Here is a 16,713-nt window from a genome sequence, read left to right on the forward strand (position 1 = left end):
GACCAACGCCCAAGAGCGCCTGTGGACAACCCTGAGGGCAGGCTGTGGACACCCTCTGGATCCGTCGTTCACAGGCTGTGCACAGGCCTGTGGACAACTAAAAACTTTGGCCTCGACACCGCTATTGACCTGCATCGATGCCGTCCTTGCCGTGTGGAGCAATATTGGTTGCCCCCACCAGACCTAGACTCGCTGGGTGCCGACCGACCACCGCAGAGAGATCCTGCGCCTCGCCGTGCCGGCATTTCTGGCGCTGGTGGCCGAGCCGCTCTTCCTGCTGGCCGACAGTGCCATCGTGGGCCACCTCGGCACGGCCTCACTCGCCGGGCTCGGCGTCGCTAGCGCGGTGCTCCTCACTGCCGCAAACATTTTCGTTTTCCTGGCCTATGGCACCACGGCCGTCGTGGCGCGCCGCACCGGGGCGCACGACGAGAAGGGCGCTCTCGCAGCAGGCATCGACGGCATGTGGCTGGCACTCCTGCTCGGCCTGGTCGCGACCGCGGTCCTGGTCGCCTTTGCCCAGCCGCTCATCGAGCTCTTTGGTGCCTCGGACGCCGCGGTCACCGAGGCCGTGATCTATCTGCGGATCAGCGCTTTTGGCATCCCGGCCATGCTCCTCGTCCTGGCCGCCATGGGGGTGCTGCGGGGTCTGCAGGACACCCGCACGCCGATGGTGGCCGCGATCGCGGGCTTTGCCGCCAACGGCGTGCTCTCCTTCGTCCTGGTCCACCCGGTGGGTCTGGGCATCGCCGGAGCCGCCTGGGGGACGGTCATCGCCCAACTGGGTATGGCGCTCGCCCTGGGCGGCGTCGTCGTCCGGGGTGCCCGCCGGCTCGGGGTCTCGCTCACGCTGCACGGGCGAGGGGTCCTCAGCGCCGCCGGTGACGGCATCCCCCTGCTGATCCGCACCCTCGCCCTGCGCGCCGTCCTGCTGGTGACCACCTGGGTGGCTGCTGGCCTGGGAGAGCCCCAGCTCGCCGCCCATCAGGTCGCGATGACGGTGTGGACCGCGCTCGCTTTCGCCCTGGATGCCCTCGCCATCGCAGGACAAGCCATCACCGGCAAGGCACTGGGCGCCGGCGACGTCAGGGGCGTGCGGCTCGCCACCGCCACCATGGTGCGCTGGGGTGTCTGGTTCGGAGTGATCCTGACAGTGCTGATCGTCGCACTGCACAGGGTGATCCCCCTCGGCTTCAGCAGCGACCCTCAGGTCCAGGCAGCCCTGGCCGCGGCCCTGCTCATCGTCGCCGCCGGACAACCCGTCGCCGGGGTCGCGTTTGTCCTGGACGGTGTCCTGATCGGTGCCGGGGACGCCCGCTGGCTGGCTCTGGCCCAGATCGGCTTCCTGCTGGCCTATCTGCCCATGATCTGGCTCCTGCAGGCCTCTGGAGTCACCGGGACCACAGGACTGGTGTGGCTGTGGGTCGCCTTCGGGCTGTTCATGGCCATCCGGGCGGCGGGACTGCACTGGCGGGCGCGGGGAGACGACTGGCTGGTCACCGGCGCCACCCGCTAGCGCTCCTCGGGGTCGCTGTCCTCGACCACCGGCTCGCCGGGCTCCAGGAGGGCACTGTCCACGTGATCAGCCGAGGGTCCCAGGTGGATGTCAGATGGCGCCACCTGACCCGTCCGGAACCCGGCGCGACCGACCATGTGGGCCCCGACAGGGATGGTGAGCATCTGGAAGATGCCGATCAGGATCAGCATGCCGATGTGCAGGCCGCCCTCTTTGCTCAACATCACGCCCCCCAGCACCAGCAGGACACCGAGGACCTGTGGCTTGGTCGCCGCGTGCATGCGGGTCAGCAGGTCGTTGAAGCGCAGCAGCCCGATAGCCGCCGTGAGGCACAGCAGCGCCCCGGCGAAGATGAAGATGAGCCCGAGGCTGTCGGTGATGGTCTCCCAGTCCCAGCTCATGACGGCTCCTCCTCGAGGGCGTCAGGTCCGTCGAACTCCGGCGGGTAGTCGCGGTCCCGCGCCACGAAGCGCGCCACGGCGACCGATCCCATGAAACCGACCAACGACAAGGTGATCAGGATCGGGAGGGTGCTCGAGCCCTCGACCAGCGCCGTCTGCGCGCCGAGAGCGCAGATCACGATGGAGACGAGGACGTCGCTGCCCACCACGCGGTCCAGCACGCTCGGACCCGTGATGATCCGTCCCATGGTCAGCAGGGCCGAGGCAACCAGCAGTATGCCGATCGCCCAGGTCATGATCTCGGTGAACCCCATCAGTCGGTCACCTCCCGACGCCGGCGCGGGTTGAGGACGGACTCTGGGTCCGGGTCGAGGGCACGCAACACCCGGGCCTCCTGGGCCAGCACCCGGTGCCTGATGACCTCGGCCTGCTGACGGGTCGTCACATCGAGCAGGTGCAGGGTCAGGATGCGCCGCTCGCTGTCAAGGTCGATGACCACGGTGCCGGGCACCAGGGCGACCATCTCGGCCGTCATGGTCTGGAAGAGGTCGTTGTCGGAGCGCAGCCGCAGGTCCACAACCACCCCGCCGACCGTAGGTCCTGGCCGCACGGCGAGCCAGGCGACCTGGACCGACGCCGCGGTCATGTCCCACAGGAACCGGACGGTGAGGATCAGGAAGGCGATCGGCCGGAAGCGCAACCCCACGGTCACCGAGGGCAGCGGAAAGACGAGCTGGACGAAGAGCCCGACGAGCAGGCCCGCAACCACGTTGCCGAGCGTGACCTCGCCCATCAGGGTCACCCAGACCACGGTCAGCAGCAGGGTGGACATCCAGTGGATGCCGTGCAGTTGCCGCTTCATCGCCCCACACCCCCCAGCACAGCGATCAGATAAGGCTCCCGCAGCAGGAGGTCGATGGAGGCCCGGTTGGTGATCTCATACAACGGCCCGGCCACCAGCGTCAGCGCGAGCCCGAAGGCGACCAGCGCCATCGTCGGCATGACCACCCCGCGACCCATCGCCCGACTGTCCCCGGTGCGTGCGGGGGTGTACGTCATACCCTCCTCGACCCGGGGCGGTGACCCCCAGAAGGCACGCCCCCAGATCCGCGTCACGGCATACAGCGTGAGCAGGCTGGTGACCACGGAGCCGACCACCAAGGTCATGCTCAGCCAGGTGCCCTCCATGACGCCAGCCTGCATCAGACCAACCTTGCCCAGGAAGCCGGAGAAGGGTGGGATGCCGGCCAGGTTCATGGCCGGGACGAAGAACAGCACACCCAGCAGCGGACTGATCCTGGCCAGGCCGCCCAGGTGGGAGGAGGCAGTGGTGCCGCCCACCCGCTCGACCAGTCCGGTCACCAGGAACAGGGTGGTCTGGATGGTGATGTGGTGCAGCACATAGAAGATGGCCGCGGACATGCCCGCCGCGTTGCCCACCGCGATGCCGAACAACAGATAACCGATGTGGCTGACCAGGGTGAAGGAAAGCATCCGCTTGATGTCGTCCTGGGCGACCGCACCGAGGATCCCGACGAGCATCGTCAGCAGGGCCGCCCACATCAGCACGTCGTCGAGCATGCCCGAGGGGAACAGCAGTGTCTGGGTGCGGATCAGCGCATAGATGCCGACCTTGGTGAGCAGACCGGCGAAGACCGCGGTGACCGGCGCCGGGGCTGTGGGATAGGAGTCCGGCAGCCAGCCCGACATCGGGAAGACGGCCGCCTTGACGCAGAACCCGAGGATGAGCAGCACGTGCAGCACCAGCGCCTGATCTGTGGGGATCATCTCGAGGCGGTTCGCCAGGATCGCCAGGTTCACCGTGCCGGTCGCGGCATAGATCATCGCGATGGCGATGAGGAAGAGCATCGAGGACAGCAGGCTGACGAAGACATAGGTCACGCCGGCGCGCACCCGCGCCTCCGTGCCACCCAGGGTCAGCAGCACGAAGCTGGCGGCCAGCAACATCTCGAAACCGACATACATGTGGAACAGGTCGCCGGAGATGAAGGTGGTCGACACTCCCGCGGACAGGACCAGCATCGTGGGGTGGAAGACCGGCAGCGGGGCGTGCCCATCACTCTCGTTGTCGAACGAGGAGCGACCCTGCCCGATCGAGTAGCGGAGCACTCCCATGGTGACCACGACCGAGACGATCACCATCAGCGCCGAGAGGCGGTCGACGATCAGCACGATGCCGTCCGTGGGAGCCCAGCCGCCGACCTGCACGACCTGGGGACCACGCTGGTCTGCTGCGAACAGCATCACCACGCTGATCGCCAGGACCGCAGTGAGCACGGTCATGCTCACCTGACGCTGGATGCGGGTGCGGCCCACGGCCGCCAGGTTGATGCCGGCACCGACCAGTGGCAGGACCACCGGCAGCGGGACCATCCAGGAGAAGTCGTTCATCGGCGGTCCTCGTCCCCGGAGTCCTCTTCGGCGAACTCCGCAGCGATGATGTCCGCGTCGTCGGCTGACTCACCGGACATGTCGTTCTCCTCGGCACGGCGGTGGATGCGGGCCGACTCCTCATCGTCCTCGAGCAGGTCGTCGCGGCCCAACTGCCAGGCGCGGTGCGCCAGGGACAGCACGAAAGCCGTCATGGCCAGGGTGATCACGATGGCCGTCAGCACCAGTGCCTGCGGGATCGGGTCGCTCATCGGCCCGCCCTCCCCCTGTCCGATGATCGGCACCTCCCCGGCTGGCCCGGAGGCCACCAGGAACAGGATGTTGATGCCATTGCCCATCAGCAGGAAGCCCACCAGGGCGCGGACGATCGAGCGGGCCAGCAGCAGATAGACGCCGGTGCCGATGAGGGAGGAGGCGACCACGATCAGGGTGATGTTGGGGATCATCGGGCCTCCTCCTCTGCCATCTGGTCATCCAGCGCCGAGCCGAGGCTGCGCAGGATGTCCAGCATGAGTCCGACGACCACGAGATAGACGCCGACGTCGAAGAGCAGGGAGGTGACCAGGTGCACGTCCCCGATCAGCGGCAGCGGGACGTCCACGATCCAGGTGCGCAGCGGAGGCGAGGCAAAGAACATCGGCAGGATGGCCGCGGCCGCCGCGATGAACAGTCCCCCGCCGAGCAGCAGACCGGGCATGACGGGCAGGGCCACTCGCAGTTCGTAGCCACGACCGGCGAGGTAACGCAGCGCCAGGGCCAACCCGGCGACCAGCCCGGCGGCGAAGCCGCCACCGGGGGCGTTGTGCCCGCTGAACAGCAGATAGACCGACCACAGCATGATGGTGTGGAAGATCAGGCGGGTGACCACCTCGAAGATCGTCGAGCGGCGCAAGGGGTCCAGTTGCTGGGCGGCCGAGATCCACCGCTGCGACTCCCCCGTGTCGGCCGAGGTGGTGGTCCGGTTGCGCCAGGACTGGCGCAGGGCCCGCCGCGCGCGGATGACCGCGTCCTGCTTGAGGAAGATCAGGCTGGTCACGCCGGTGGCCGCCGCCAGCACCACCGACAGCTCGCCCATGGTGTCCCAGGCACGCACGTCGACGAGGATCACGTTGACGATGTTGTTGCCGCCACCGTAGTCCTTGGCGGTCGCGACCAGTCCCTTGGCCGACGGCTCGTCGATGCGTGCGGCGGTCGCGGCCAGGGCCACCAGCCCCACGACCGAGCCGACGGCGATGCCGAGCACCGCGCGCAGCCGTCGGGTCAGCACCGACGGGTCGTCGGGGAACCGGCCGGACAGCCGTCGCAGCACCAGGATGAAGACGACCAGCGTCACCGTCTCCACCAGGGCCTGGGTCAGGGCCAGGTCCGGCGCCCCGTGCAGCAGGAAGAGCATCGCGGTGCCATAACCGGTGACGCTGACCAGGAAGACGGCACGGAACCGGCGACGGGCGCGGGTGGTGGCGATCGCTGCGGCCACGACGATGACGGCGACGCCGACCTGTCCGGGGTGGTCAAACCAGCGCACCTCCTCCGGCCACACCGCCCCGTGGGCCAGGGCGACGACCGGCAGCGCCACGGTGACCAGCAGGATGATCGCGAGCAGGGAGGGCAGCGAGCCGCGCTGGAACCCACCGGTGACCTCCAGCGCCAGCCGGTCCACGCCGCGGACGAAGTGCTGATAGGTGCGGCCGGCGTCGAGCGGGAACTGCACCTTGCGCTGGAAGCTCGAGACGGGTCCGCTGGCCAGGAAGAGCAGGGCACCGAGGATCCAGATCAGGACAGACAGCACCAGCGCGGGGGTGATCGACCCGCTCCACAGGACCAGGTGGGCCGGGTCGTCACCGGCGGGATAGAGGTCGGTATGCCGGGCCAGCAGGTCCTCGAGGAAGGGCGCCGCCGGGCCGAGGGCCAGACCGGTCAGGGCCAGGAGGCCGGGCACCCCCACCAGCAGCCACTCGGGTCGGTGGGCGACCGTGGTGACCTGGCCGGCGTCGCCCGCCAGCTTGGGGTCCTTGACGGCAAAGGCACCCCACATGAAGCGGGTGGAGTAGGCGAAGGTGATCACCGAGCCGACCGCGACGGCCGCCAGCACGACCCCGTCGAAGGAGAGCCAGCCTCCCTCGGGGTGCATCAGCGAGTGCAGGGCCGCTTCCTTGCCGGCAAAGCCCAGCACGGGTGGCAGACCTGCCATCGACAAGGTGGCGAGGGCGGCGGCCCCGGCGAGCCACGGCATACGTTTGGCGATGCCGGAGAGCCGGCGGATGTCTCGGGTGCCGGTCGCGTGCTCGACGGTGCCCACGGTGAGGAACAGGCAGGACTTGAACAGGGAGTGCGCCACGAGCATCCCCAGGCCGGCGATCGTGGTGCCGTGCCGGCCATAGCCGACCAGGAGAGTGATGAATCCGAGCTGGCTGATCGTGCCGTAGGCCAGGAGCAGCTTGAGGTCGTGCTGGCGCAACGAGCGGTAGCCGCCGACCAGCAGCGTGGCGGTGCCGAGGATGACGACGGTGTAGCGCCAGACCTCGAGCTCTGCGTAGGCCGGCGCGAAGCGGGCCACGAGATAGATGCCGGCCTTGACCATCGCCGCGGCGTGCAGGTAGGCGCTGACCGGGGTCGGGGCGGCCATCGCCCCCGGGAGCCAGAAGTGGAACGGGACGAGCGCGGACTTGGTGATCGCCCCCACCAGCAGCAGGACCACGCCGGCGGTGATCCAGGGGCCGGTGCCGGGGGCCGCGAGGATGCCGCTGATCAGGTAGGTGCCCTGCGTCTCCCCGATCATGACCATCCCGACGAGCATCGCCAGCCCGCCGAAGGTGGTGACCAGCAGCGCCTGCTTGGCGGCGGCGACGCTGGCCTTGCTGGTCATCACATAGCCGATGAGCAGGTAGGACAGGATCGTGGTGAGCTCCCAGAACACATAGAGCAGGAGCATGTCGTCGGTGGTCACCAGGCCGAGCATGGCTCCGGCGAAGGCGGTCAGGGAGCCGGCGAACAGGCCCAGCCCTTTGCTGCGCTCCTTGTCCTCGAAGTAGTGCGCGCAGTAGAGCAGCACCAGTGCCCCGACGGCCGAGACGATCAGCGTCATCAGCCACGCCAGGGTGTCCATCCGGAAGGTCAGGGTCAGGTCCAGCGGCGGCACCCACAGGTAGGACTCCACCGGCGGGCTGTCCGAGTCGACCTGCGGGAACTGCCAGGCCGCGTAGGCCGCCGTGACCGCGGGGACGGCCGCGAGGGGGATGAAGGCCCGTGTGCCCAGGAGCCGAACAAGCGTCGGGGCGAGGACGGCCGCGACTGCGTGCGCGATGACCAGGACGAGCAACGGGGCCTCCTCAAGGGTTTCGGGCGGCGCAGCCGAGGCCCGGGTCAGGGGTGCCCTCGACCCACGATCCGCAGGGCGGAAGGGGGTTGGAGTCTCGGGACACTTTAGCGGGTGAGGGCGTTGACAACTGCGCTGGGCTGGCCCGAAAGCGCCGCGCGTGGCGGAGCGAGGTGTTCGCTATCGAGCACCCGGTTGACCCACGAGTTGGGCAGAGGTGCCCACGGGGGACGCAGCAGGGCCGGTCGGGAGCCCCGACCGGCCCTGCCGTTGCGGGGTGAGCTGACTCAACCCGCAGGTGGTGCTGGTGGCTCAGGCCTCCTGGACCACGACGTTCACGTCAGCCGCGACGTCGTCGTGCAGGCGGATGTGGGCCTTGTGCTCGCCGACGTTGCGGATCGGGGTGGGAACCTCGATGCGGCGCTTGTCGACCTGCGGGCCTCCGGCAGCAGCGATCGCGTCGGCGATGTCTGCAGCGGTGACGGCACCGAAGAGGCGGCCGCCCTGGCCCGCGCGAGCGGACACGGTGATCGAGGAGCCCTCCAGGGTCGCCTTCGCGACCTTGGCCTCGTCCTCGGACTTGTGGGACCGGGCATCGCGGCCGGCGATGATCGCGTCGACCTGCTTCTGGCCGCCCTTGGTCCAGGCGGTGCCCAGCTTGCGGGGCAGCAGGTAGTTGCGGGCGTAGCCGTCCTTGACGTCCACGACGTCACCGGCGACGCCGAGGCCGGTGACCGGCTGGGTCAGAATGAGCTTCATCAGACTTCTCCTTGTCCTGGTGCTCAGCGCGCCGAGCTGGAGTAGGGCAGCAGAGCCATCTCGCGGGCGTTCTTGACCGCGGTGGCGATGCGCCGCTGCTCCTGCACGGAGACACCGGTCACCCGACGAGCGCGGATCTTGCCGCGGTCGGAGATGAACTTGCGCAGCAGCGCGGTGTCCTTGTAGTCGATGGACTCGATCTTGGCGGCCTTGAGAGGGTTCGCCTTCTTCTTGGGCTTGCGCACAACGGGCTTGGCCATCGTGGTGCTCTCCATTCTGTGAGAGCCCGAGGGATCACCTCGGGATGGGGTGTTTCTTCCGCTCCCAGGAGTCGTCCCGGACGCGGTGCTTCTGGTCAGGCAGTGATCAGAACGGGGGCTCGTCGTAGGACGGGCTGTTCCAACCGCCACCCTGCTGACCACCGGCGTTGCCACCGGTGGCCCACGGGTCGGTCTCGGACTGGCTGGCGCCACCCTGCTGGCCGCTCTGGGGAGCAGCCGGGGCACCGCCAGCTGGCTGGCCACCCTGCGGGGCAGCAAACTGCTGGCCGCCCTGGCCACCACCCTGCTGGCCACCACCCTGCTGGCCGCCGGCCCAGTTCCCGCCGCCACCGGAGCCACGCTGGGCCTTGGTGACCTTGGCGGTCGCATACTTCAGGGACGGGCCAACCTCATCGGCCTGCATCTCCATGACGGTGCGCTTGTCGCCCTCTGGGGTGTCCCAGGAACGGGCGACGAGACGGCCGGTCACGACGACGCGGGTGCCTCGGGTCAGTGACTCGGCAACATTCTCCGCCGCCTCGCGCCAGATGGAGCAGCGCATGAACAGCGTCTCCTGGTCCTTCCACTCGTTGGTCTGCCGGTCGAACGTGCGCGGCGTGGAGGCCACGGTGAAGTTCGCGACGGCAGCCCCGGAAGGGGTGAAGCGCAGCTCGGGGTCGGCGGTGAGGTTGCCAACAACGGTGATCTGAGTATCGCCAGCCATGTCTGAGTCCTTTGCTGTGGGGAGTCGGTCAGGCGCCGACGCGCATCAGCTTGGTGCGCAGAACGGTCTCGTTCAGGCCCAGCTGACGGTCCAGCTCCTGTGCGGTGGCAGACGCAGCGGTCAGGTTGACCACGGCGTAGATGCCCTCAGACTGCTTCTTGATCTCGTAGGCCAGACGGCGACGTCCCCAGATGTCGAGGGTGTCGACGGTGCCACCTTCCTTGGTGACAACGGCAAGCAGCTTCTCCAGCGTCGGCTGGAGGTTCCGCTCGTCGGACTCCGGATCGAGGATGATCATGAGTTCGTACTGACGCATGCGTGAACCCACCTCCTTCGGTCTTAGCGGTCACGGTCTCTCCGTGACAGGAGGGTTGCATTCGTCCCACCGCTTCGTGCTGACTCCAGCCTGCCAGAGCAGACCGACACCCGCAGGCGCGGTCCACAGGGCAGGCAGAGCCCAGCCGTCAACGGTGAACCAGGCCACGATACCGAGCCGAGCGGCACCTGGCCTAATCGTCATCCGGCCCGTAGGTGACGCTCAGCCATCGCTGGATCATCGGCAGCAGCTGCTCCGGCACCTCGAGCTGATGGAAGTGGCCCGCCCCGACCGTGCGGCCCAACGTCAGCAGACTCGGGTCCGGCACCAGCTGCTCCAGGCCACGCTCAGCCGTCGCGGCATGGATCACCAGCGCCGGGGCCGCGAGCTGACCCAGCGCCCCAGCACCGTCGAAGGTGGCCATGGCCTGGGCGCCGCCCGCTGCCACCCGTGGGTGCACCGCGGCCATCACCTCGACGATCCGGTCATAGTCGCCCCGGTCGGTCGGCAGCACCAACGAGCGGGCGAACCGACGCCGCAGGTCCCCGGTGTAGTCGCGGGCCACGGGCTCGACCTGGGTCGCCCAGTAGGCCTTGCCCCTTTCGTGGGCGATCAGTGCCGGGTCCAGCAGGACCGCCCCGGCCGGGTGCCAGGTCGGCAGCGGGGAGCGTCGGATCGGACTGTCCGCCCTGCTCAGGGCCGCCAGTGCCACGAGCCCGCCCATGCTGTGGCCCACCACCACCGGAGCAACCAGCCCGGCAGCCTCACACACCGCGTGCACATCGGCGGCAAACTCCTCGATGCTGGTGACGACCGCGCCCGCCGGCGGGTCCACCTCGTGGTCGGCCCGCCGCAGACCGGCCCCGACCGAGCCGTCCTCGCCCGACTCCTGACTCTGCCCGTGGCCGCGCAGGTCCATCGTCAGGACGCGGTGAGTCTGCTCCAGACGCTCCCGCAGCGGAGTCATCGACTCCCGGTCACATCCCCAGCCGTGCACCAGCACCAGGTCTCGGGTGCGGGCCGCGCGGGGGCCGGACACGGCATACGAGATCAGGTTGGTCGACCCCTGGGAGCCGCGGATGCGGAGCAGACTCATGGTGGTGATCCTGCCAGCCCGGCCCCGGGCCAGGCTCGGGCGCACGCCGCGGGTGTCCAATCCCACACGGTGAGCAGGCTCGGCGGGACGGGGGTGGCCGGTAGCCTCGGCCGTGTTCTTTGTGACTATCTAGGGGGGCAGGGCATGCGCATCTCGGTCATCGGCACGGGCTATCTCGGGGCGGTGCATGCCGCGGGAATGGCCGAGCTCGGCTTCGAGGTGGTCGGCGTCGATCTCGACGCCACCAAGGTCGACTCGCTGAACCGCGCGAAGATGCCGTTCTACGAGCCGGACTTCGAGCCGCTGCTGGAGAAGCACGTCGGCAGCAGACTGCGCTTCACCACGGACATGGCCGAGATCGCCGACGCCGACGTGCACTTCATCTGCGTGGGCACTCCGCAGCGCAAGAACAGCCTCGCCGCCGACCTGACGCATGTCGACTCTGCCGTGGACGCGATGATCCCGTTCCTCAAGGACGGGTCGCTGGTCGTCGGCAAGTCCACCGTCCCGGTGGGCACCGCGGAGCGGCTGGCAGAGCGCATCGAGGTCGCCACGCCGGAGAGCGTGTCGGTCGAGCTGGCGTGGAACCCGGAGTTCCTGCGCGAGGGTTTTGCGGTGGAGGACACGCTCCACCCGGACCGCCTGGTCCTCGGGGTCAACGGCGACAACGCCGAGAGCGTCCTGCGTGAGGTCTATGCCCGGGCCATTGCCGACCAGACGCCCGTGGTGGTCACCGACCTGCCCACCGCCGAGCTGGTCAAGGTCGCGGCCAACTCCTTCCTGGCCACCAAGATCTCCTTCATCAACGCGATGGCCGAGATCTGCGACGTCACCGGCGCCGACGTCACCGCCCTCGCGGACGCCATCGGCCATGACGAGCGCATCGGTCGCAAGTTCCTCAACGCCGGCGTCGGCTTCGGGGGTGGCTGCCTGCCCAAGGACCTGCGTGCCTTCAGCGCGCGGGCGGCCGAGCTGGGCGCCGGGCAGTCGGTCGCCTTCCTCCATGAGATGGACGCCATCAACCTGCGGCGTCGCGAGCACGTGGTCAACCTGGTGCGTGAGCACCTCGGCGCGCTGCACGGACGTCGGGTTGCCGTGCTCGGCGCGGCCTTCAAGCCCAACTCGGACGATGTGCGCGACTCACCGGCGCTGTCCATCGCGGGGCAGCTGCACCTGGCGGGGGCCCAGGTCAGCGTCTATGACCCCAAGGCCATGGCCAACGCGGCCGCGATCTTCCCCACGCTGCGGTATGCCGAGTCGGCCAGTGCCGCCATCACCGGCGCCGAGGCGGTGCTGCACCTGACCGAGTGGCCCGAGTTCCGCGAGCTCGACCCGGTCACCGCCGGCGAGCTGGTGGCCACCAGGCTGGTCATCGACGGCCGCAACCTGCTGGACCGCGACGCCTACCGCGCGGCGGGTTGGACATATGTCGGTCTCGGCCGTCCCTGAAGCCGAGGTGGGCGGGTGGAAGGACACCCCCTCGGTCAGGAGCGGGCCGCGGCCTCGAGGGCCTCGATGAAGGTCGGGGCGACCTTCTCCCAGTCATAACCGTCGGCCGCGGCGCGGTGGCCGGCCCGGCCGAGCTCCGCCGTACGGGCGGGGTCGCGGTGCAGGTCGAGCACCGCGTCGACCGTGGCGGAGACGTCCCGGAAGGGCACCAGAATCCCAGCACCAGTGCGGTCCAGCAACGCTGACGGGACCGGCAGGGGGGTGCTGATCGCCGGGACGCCGTGCGCGAGGTACTCGATGACCTTGGTCGGCATGGAGTGCCGGAAGTTGGCCTCGTCGTGCAGCAGCGACAGCCCGGCCAGCGCACCGTCGAGCATCGGCAGCGCCCGGTCACTTGGCACGAACCCGTGCCAGGTCACGGCCCCCTCCTTGGCCGCCGCCCGCAGCGCCTCCTCAGTCTCCCCGTGCGCCGGTCCGACCACGTGGACCTGGACCTGCCCGTTGGTGGCTGCCTGGACGTGGCGACCGACCTCGATCAGCTCCCGGGCGCCCCGCTCCACGGTCAGGCTGCCCAGATAGACCACCCGCTGGTGCCCGTCCTCGTCGAGCTGACCAGGAGCGACCAGCTCTGCCGACACCCACGTGGTGTTGGGCACGACCGCGTGGGGGGAGCGGAAACGGCCCTGATACTCGTGCTCGGCCAGGAGCAGCGGCATCCGGTCCTCGGCCCAGCGCTCGAGCCGGTGCACCCCCCAGGCGGCGGGCGCACGCAGCAGGTCCGGCACCCACGGCCGCACCTGCAGTGCCGCAGCGGTGTCCTCGTGCACGTCCCACACGACCGGCGGCAGGTGGCGCAGGGGCCGCATCGCCAGCAGCAGCTCGGGGTCGTGCAGCAGGACCACGTCGTGGCCGGGGGCCCGCTCGCGCAGCAGGGCCCGGGCGGCCTTGAGCGCGTGGACCCGGCGACGCCCCGAGGCCCGGGGCACCTCGACCGGGATCAGACCGGGTATGCCGACCGGCCGGGTCAGCCCGTAGTCGGCGAACGGCGCGGCGTAGGTGACCTGCCACCCGGCGTCGAGCAGCGACTGGATCTGGCGGTGCCGGATCCGGGCGTCGTCGGGGTGGTGGACGACGGTGACGACCAGGACGCGCCGTGGCGTGCTCACCAGCCACCCTCCGGCTCATACTTGCGGAGCAGGTCGCGCGCGGCTTCCAGGCCCTGCTCCTCGATCACTCGGTGCACGTCGGCATACCGCTCGCGCCAGACGTGGCGGTGCTCGCCGTACTTGCGGGTGTAGAGGCCAGCGACCGGACCAGGCAGACCGTCCGCCAGCAACCGGCCGCCGTCGATCCACAGTGCCCGGTCGCACATGGACTGGATGGTGGAGGGATTGTGGCTGACCATGAAGACGGTGCCGGCCTGCTGCCGGATCTCCTTGATGCGCGCGGTGGCGCGGTCCCGGAACTGGGTGTCACCGGTGGACAGCGCCTCGTCGACCACGAGGATGTCGGGCACGACGGCGGTGGAGATGGCGAAGCGCAACCGCGCGGCCATGCCTGAGGAGTAGGAGTTCATCGGCATCTCGATGAACTCCCCGATGTCGGCGAAGGCGGCGATGTCGTCAAACTTCGCCTCGATCTCCTCCGGGGTCATGCCCATCGCCAGGCACCCGATCCAGATGTTGCGTCGCCCGCTGAGCTTGGCGATGAGCACGCCGTTGACGCCCAGCAGCGCGGCCCGGCCGTTGAGCCAGAGCCGACCGGAGGTGGGTGGCACCAGCCCGGCGATGGTGCGCAGCAGGGTGGACTTGCCCGACCCGTTGCGGCCCAGGACGGCGATGGACTCCCCGGGATAGGCCACGAAGGAGACGTCCTTGACGGCCTCCACCTCGCGGACGCCGACTCCTTGGGAGCTGCGGCTGAGCAGCCGCTTGAGGGCGCTGGTCTCCTCGTCCTCGTCGTCGCGCTGCCGTCCGGGACTGAACACCCGGTAGGTGATGGACAGGTGGGAGGCGATGACCGACGGGGCCCGGTCCTGCGCTGCGCCCGGTGTGTCCAGTCCACCCGGCGCGCCGCCGTCCCGGTCAGGCGCGGCCATAGGTCCCCTCCCCGCGCCAGAAGTAGACGAAGCCCACGATCAGCAGCCCGAAGGACCAGGCCAGCGCGACCGCCCAGGTCTGCCAGAGCACGGGATACTCGGCCATCAGCGGCTCGCGGCACAGGGTGAGGGCGATCGCCACCGGCTGATACTCCAGGACGTGCCCGACCCAGGCCGGGGCACCGTCGAACCGGGCGATCGAGGCCTCGACGCTGAAGAACACCCCGGACACATAGCGCAGCAGCCGGGTGATCAGCGACATCAGGTTGGCGAGGTCACGGAAGGCGTGGACGAGCCGAGAGCCGATCAGCGCCAGGCCCAGACACATCACCAGCACGACGAGCAGGGCCACCGGGAAGAGCAACCACTCCAGCGTCGGGCCCTCCTCCTCAGTGATCAGGGCGATGACCACCAGCACCACGAAGGCCGGGATCGCCGAGACGAAGTGGGCGAAGGTCACCGTCAACGGCAGCAGCACCTTGGGGAAGCTGAGCGAGCGGATCATCTTCATCCGGCTCAGCAGGGACTTGCTTCCGGAGGCCAGCACCAGGCTGATCGGGATGAAGACGAACAGCCCGATCGTTAAGAAGGTGACGAAGTTGTCAATGCCACCCCGGGTGCCGATGAGCAGCCCAAAGATCAGGTAGTAGGAGATGCCCAGCAGGATCGGGTTGATGATCGACCAGAGCCATCCCAGGTGGTTGTCCTGGTAGTCGGCGACGAACTCGCCCTTGGCCATCGCCCACATCAGGTGGCGAAAGCTCCAGAGGTCACGCAGATAGTCGACGAAGTCGGGCCGGACCCCGGTCTGCCTCAGCCCGTGTCGAGCCGCCAACGCCGCCGCATCCTCATCCGGCAGGACCGGGGGCGAATACTGCGGGTCGGGCCCGACGTCGGTCACAGCCGGCTGACCCGCTCGCTGTCGGTGGCCTTGCCCCGGGTGTCGAAGAAGCGGTTCGCCGACCCGGCGAGCGCGTCCACGTCATACTCCCGGTGGTTCTGCACCAGCACCGACAGGTCTGCCTCCACGACGGCCTTGGCCGGGTCCTCCACCCGGGTGACGGAGTCACCCATAGCGCCCCAACTGCTCACGTGCGGGTCGTGGAAGAGCACCGTGGCGCCCTTGGCGACCAGGGCCTTGGCCAGCGGCACCGCCGGGGACTCGCGCTGGTCGGCGATGTTGGGCTTGTAGGTCACGCCGAGCAGCAGCACGGTCGAGCCGCGCAGCGCCTTGCCGTCCTCGTTGAGCTGGTCCTGGATGCGGGAGACGACGTATGCCGGCATGCCCGAGTTGATCTCCTGGGCGAGCTCGACGAACCGGAAGGGATAGCCCAGCCGCGCGCGCACGTTGTGGGACAGGTAGTTGGGGTCGATCGGGATGCAGTGCCCACCCACGCCGGGGCCGGGGTAGAACGCCTGGAACCCGAACGGCTTGGACGAGGCCGCGTCGATGACGTCCCACAGGTCGATGCCCAGCTCGTGGCAGAACCGGGCCATCTCGTTGACCAGGGCGATGTTGATGTGCCGGTAGGTGTTCTCCAGCAGCTTGGCGGTCTCGGCCTCGCGGGTGCCCTTGGCGCGCACGATGGTGTCGATGAACCGGCCGTAGAACTCGGCGGCGGCGTCGGTGCAGGCGGGTGTCTGGCCGCCGACGACCTTGGGGGTGTTCTTGGCGCCGAACTTCTCGTTGCCCGGGTCGATGCGCTCCGGGGAGAAGGCCAGGTGGAAGTCAGTGCCCGCGACGAGGCCGCCGGCCTCGAGCTTGGGGCGCACGACCTCATCGGTGGTGCCCGGGTAGGTCGTGGACTCCAGGATGACGAGCATGCCCGGCTGCAGGTTGCGGGCCACGGCGTCGACGGCGCCCTCGACGGGGCGCAGGTCGGGACCACCCTCGTCGGACAGCGGGGTCGGCACACAGATCACGACGACCTTGGCGGAGGCGATCTCGGACTCGTCGGTCGTGGCCCGGAAGCCGCCCTCCTGCATCTGCACGATGTCGGCGTCGGTCAGGTCGTCGACGTGGGACGTGCCGGAGTTCAGTGCGTCGACCACACCCTGGTTGATGTCATAACCCAGGATCGTCAGGCCTGCGCGCGTGGCCTCCTGGGCCAGCGGCAAACCAACGTATCCAAGGCCGATGATGACGGCGTCTGCGGCCACGTGTGTGCTCCTCGGTGTTGTGGTCTTCGTCCGGACGGTTGGGGCGTCCTCGCCCCACCCCGGTGGCGGGTGCTCGACTCGTTGCGGCGCCCGGCCCACGGCCGGAGGTGGTCGGCAGCATATCGCAGCACCGACCCCTGACCGGGTGTTGATGGCCACTATCCAACACCTGGGTGTGGTGGATGTATTCCATCTCACGTCCCCGG

General features: G+C 69.1%; 17 protein-coding genes. 2 read left to right on the top strand and 15 right to left on the bottom strand.

Annotation, left to right across the window (positions count from 1 at the left end; translation table 11 throughout):
* The first annotated feature begins 196 nt into the window (after positions 1-196).
* Positions 197-1,516, top strand: coding sequence for an MATE family efflux transporter (locus FNH13_RS01090; RefSeq protein ID WP_228266519.1), 1,320 nt, complete (start codon positions 197-199; stop codon positions 1,514-1,516).
* Here FNH13_RS01090 and mnhG read toward each other — a convergent pair.
* The 11 genes from mnhG to FNH13_RS01145 form a co-directional block, all read right to left on the bottom strand.
* Entirely contained in the window at positions 1,513-1,917 is a 405-nt protein-coding gene (mnhG, locus tag FNH13_RS01095) for a monovalent cation/H(+) antiporter subunit G (protein ID WP_143781748.1), read from the bottom strand. The genes FNH13_RS01090 and mnhG overlap by 4 nt on opposite strands.
* Positions 1,914-2,231, bottom strand: a complete 318-nt coding sequence (locus FNH13_RS01100; RefSeq protein WP_143781749.1) for a monovalent cation/H+ antiporter complex subunit F — start codon at positions 2,229-2,231, stop codon at positions 1,914-1,916. Before FNH13_RS01100 ends, mnhG begins: the two co-directional genes overlap by 4 nt.
* Positions 2,231-2,779 carry a Na+/H+ antiporter subunit E gene (locus tag FNH13_RS01105; RefSeq protein WP_143781750.1) on the bottom strand — a complete coding sequence of 183 codons (549 nt, stop codon included), beginning with the start codon at positions 2,777-2,779 and terminating at the stop codon, positions 2,231-2,233. Before FNH13_RS01105 ends, FNH13_RS01100 begins: the two co-directional genes overlap by 1 nt.
* Entirely contained in the window at positions 2,776-4,329 is a 1,554-nt protein-coding gene (locus FNH13_RS01110) for a Na+/H+ antiporter subunit D (protein WP_143781751.1), read from the bottom strand. The genes FNH13_RS01105 and FNH13_RS01110 overlap by 4 nt, the downstream gene beginning before the upstream one ends.
* Positions 4,326-4,775 carry a Na(+)/H(+) antiporter subunit C gene (locus FNH13_RS01115; RefSeq protein WP_143781752.1) on the bottom strand — a complete coding sequence of 150 codons (450 nt, stop codon included), beginning with the start codon at positions 4,773-4,775 and terminating at the stop codon, positions 4,326-4,328. Before FNH13_RS01115 ends, FNH13_RS01110 begins: the two co-directional genes overlap by 4 nt.
* Complete coding sequence (locus FNH13_RS01120) at positions 4,772-7,648, bottom strand: Na+/H+ antiporter subunit A (RefSeq protein ID WP_143781753.1); 2,877 nt, start codon at positions 7,646-7,648, stop codon at positions 4,772-4,774. Before FNH13_RS01120 ends, FNH13_RS01115 begins: the two co-directional genes overlap by 4 nt.
* 309 nt (positions 7,649-7,957) lie before the next feature.
* Positions 7,958-8,404, bottom strand: a complete 447-nt coding sequence (gene rplI / locus FNH13_RS01125; protein WP_143781754.1) for a 50S ribosomal protein L9 — start codon at positions 8,402-8,404, stop codon at positions 7,958-7,960.
* Between the two features lie 23 nt (positions 8,405-8,427).
* On the bottom strand, positions 8,428-8,664 hold the full coding sequence (gene rpsR / locus FNH13_RS01130; protein ID WP_109472877.1) for a 30S ribosomal protein S18: 237 nt from the start codon (positions 8,662-8,664) through the stop codon (positions 8,428-8,430).
* 106 nt (positions 8,665-8,770) lie between these two features.
* Positions 8,771-9,388, bottom strand: coding sequence for a single-stranded DNA-binding protein (locus FNH13_RS01135; protein ID WP_143781755.1), 618 nt, complete (start codon positions 9,386-9,388; stop codon positions 8,771-8,773).
* Between the two features lie 28 nt (positions 9,389-9,416).
* Positions 9,417-9,704 (bottom strand): 30S ribosomal protein S6, encoded by a 288-nt coding sequence (gene rpsF, locus FNH13_RS01140; protein WP_143781756.1) that lies wholly within the window; start codon positions 9,702-9,704, stop codon positions 9,417-9,419.
* Positions 9,705-9,897: 193 nt separating this feature from the next.
* Positions 9,898-10,800 carry an alpha/beta fold hydrolase gene (locus FNH13_RS01145; protein WP_143781757.1) on the bottom strand — a complete coding sequence of 301 codons (903 nt, stop codon included), beginning with the start codon at positions 10,798-10,800 and terminating at the stop codon, positions 9,898-9,900.
* Between the two features lie 144 nt (positions 10,801-10,944).
* Here FNH13_RS01145 and FNH13_RS01150 point away from each other — a divergent pair, with 144 nt between their 5' ends.
* Positions 10,945-12,249, top strand: coding sequence for a UDP-glucose dehydrogenase family protein (locus tag FNH13_RS01150; protein WP_143781758.1), 1,305 nt, complete (start codon positions 10,945-10,947; stop codon positions 12,247-12,249).
* Between the two features lie 35 nt (positions 12,250-12,284).
* On the opposite strand, the gene FNH13_RS01155 is transcribed toward FNH13_RS01150, so the two are convergent.
* The 4 genes from FNH13_RS01155 to FNH13_RS01170 are packed head-to-tail and all read right to left on the bottom strand — an operon-like array spanning position 12,285 to position 16,507.
* Positions 12,285-13,415 carry a glycosyltransferase gene (locus FNH13_RS01155; protein WP_143781759.1) on the bottom strand — a complete coding sequence of 377 codons (1,131 nt, stop codon included), beginning with the start codon at positions 13,413-13,415 and terminating at the stop codon, positions 12,285-12,287.
* Positions 13,412-14,347 carry an ABC transporter ATP-binding protein gene (locus tag FNH13_RS01160; protein WP_143781760.1) on the bottom strand — a complete coding sequence of 312 codons (936 nt, stop codon included), beginning with the start codon at positions 14,345-14,347 and terminating at the stop codon, positions 13,412-13,414. Before FNH13_RS01160 ends, FNH13_RS01155 begins: the two co-directional genes overlap by 4 nt.
* Positions 14,334-15,248: an ABC transporter permease gene (locus tag FNH13_RS01165; protein ID WP_143781761.1), complete on the bottom strand. Its 915-nt coding sequence runs from the start codon at positions 15,246-15,248 to the stop codon at positions 14,334-14,336. The genes FNH13_RS01160 and FNH13_RS01165 overlap by 14 nt, the downstream gene beginning before the upstream one ends.
* On the bottom strand, positions 15,245-16,507 hold the full coding sequence (locus tag FNH13_RS01170) for a nucleotide sugar dehydrogenase (RefSeq protein ID WP_143781762.1): 1,263 nt from the start codon (positions 16,505-16,507) through the stop codon (positions 15,245-15,247). Before FNH13_RS01170 ends, FNH13_RS01165 begins: the two co-directional genes overlap by 4 nt.
* Between the last annotated feature and the right edge of the window lie 206 nt (positions 16,508-16,713).

Origin of the sequence: Ornithinimicrobium ciconiae (assembly GCF_007197575.1) — a bacterium.
Lineage (GTDB): Bacteria > Actinomycetota > Actinomycetes > Actinomycetales > Dermatophilaceae > Ornithinicoccus > Ornithinicoccus ciconiae.

What these genes read in the sequence shown, in the direction of transcription:
- rpsF (WP_143781756.1), bottom strand. Translation starts at nt 9,704, where the DNA reads ATGCGTCAGTACGAACTCATGATCATCCTCGATCCGGAGTCCGACGAG.
- FNH13_RS01135 (WP_143781755.1), bottom strand. Translation starts at nt 9,388, where the DNA reads ATGGCTGGCGATACTCAGATCACCGTTGTTGGCAACCTCACCGCCGAC.
- rplI (WP_143781754.1), bottom strand. Translation starts at nt 8,404, where the DNA reads ATGAAGCTCATTCTGACCCAGCCGGTCACCGGCCTCGGCGTCGCCGGT.
- FNH13_RS01110 (WP_143781751.1), bottom strand. Translation starts at nt 4,329, where the DNA reads ATGAACGACTTCTCCTGGATGGTCCCGCTGCCGGTGGTCCTGCCACTG.
- mnhG (WP_143781748.1), bottom strand. Translation starts at nt 1,917, where the DNA reads ATGAGCTGGGACTGGGAGACCATCACCGACAGCCTCGGGCTCATCTTC.
- FNH13_RS01160 (WP_143781760.1), bottom strand. Translation starts at nt 14,347, where the DNA reads ATGGCCGCGCCTGACCGGGACGGCGGCGCGCCGGGTGGACTGGACACA.
- FNH13_RS01115 (WP_143781752.1), bottom strand. Translation starts at nt 4,775, where the DNA reads ATGATCCCCAACATCACCCTGATCGTGGTCGCCTCCTCCCTCATCGGC.
- FNH13_RS01100 (WP_143781749.1), bottom strand. Translation starts at nt 2,231, where the DNA reads ATGGGGTTCACCGAGATCATGACCTGGGCGATCGGCATACTGCTGGTT.
- FNH13_RS01150 (WP_143781758.1), top strand. Translation starts at nt 10,945, where the DNA reads ATGCGCATCTCGGTCATCGGCACGGGCTATCTCGGGGCGGTGCATGCC.
- FNH13_RS01105 (WP_143781750.1), bottom strand. Translation starts at nt 2,779, where the DNA reads ATGAAGCGGCAACTGCACGGCATCCACTGGATGTCCACCCTGCTGCTG.
- FNH13_RS01145 (WP_143781757.1), bottom strand. Translation starts at nt 10,800, where the DNA reads ATGAGTCTGCTCCGCATCCGCGGCTCCCAGGGGTCGACCAACCTGATC.
- rpsR (WP_109472877.1), bottom strand. Translation starts at nt 8,664, where the DNA reads ATGGCCAAGCCCGTTGTGCGCAAGCCCAAGAAGAAGGCGAACCCTCTC.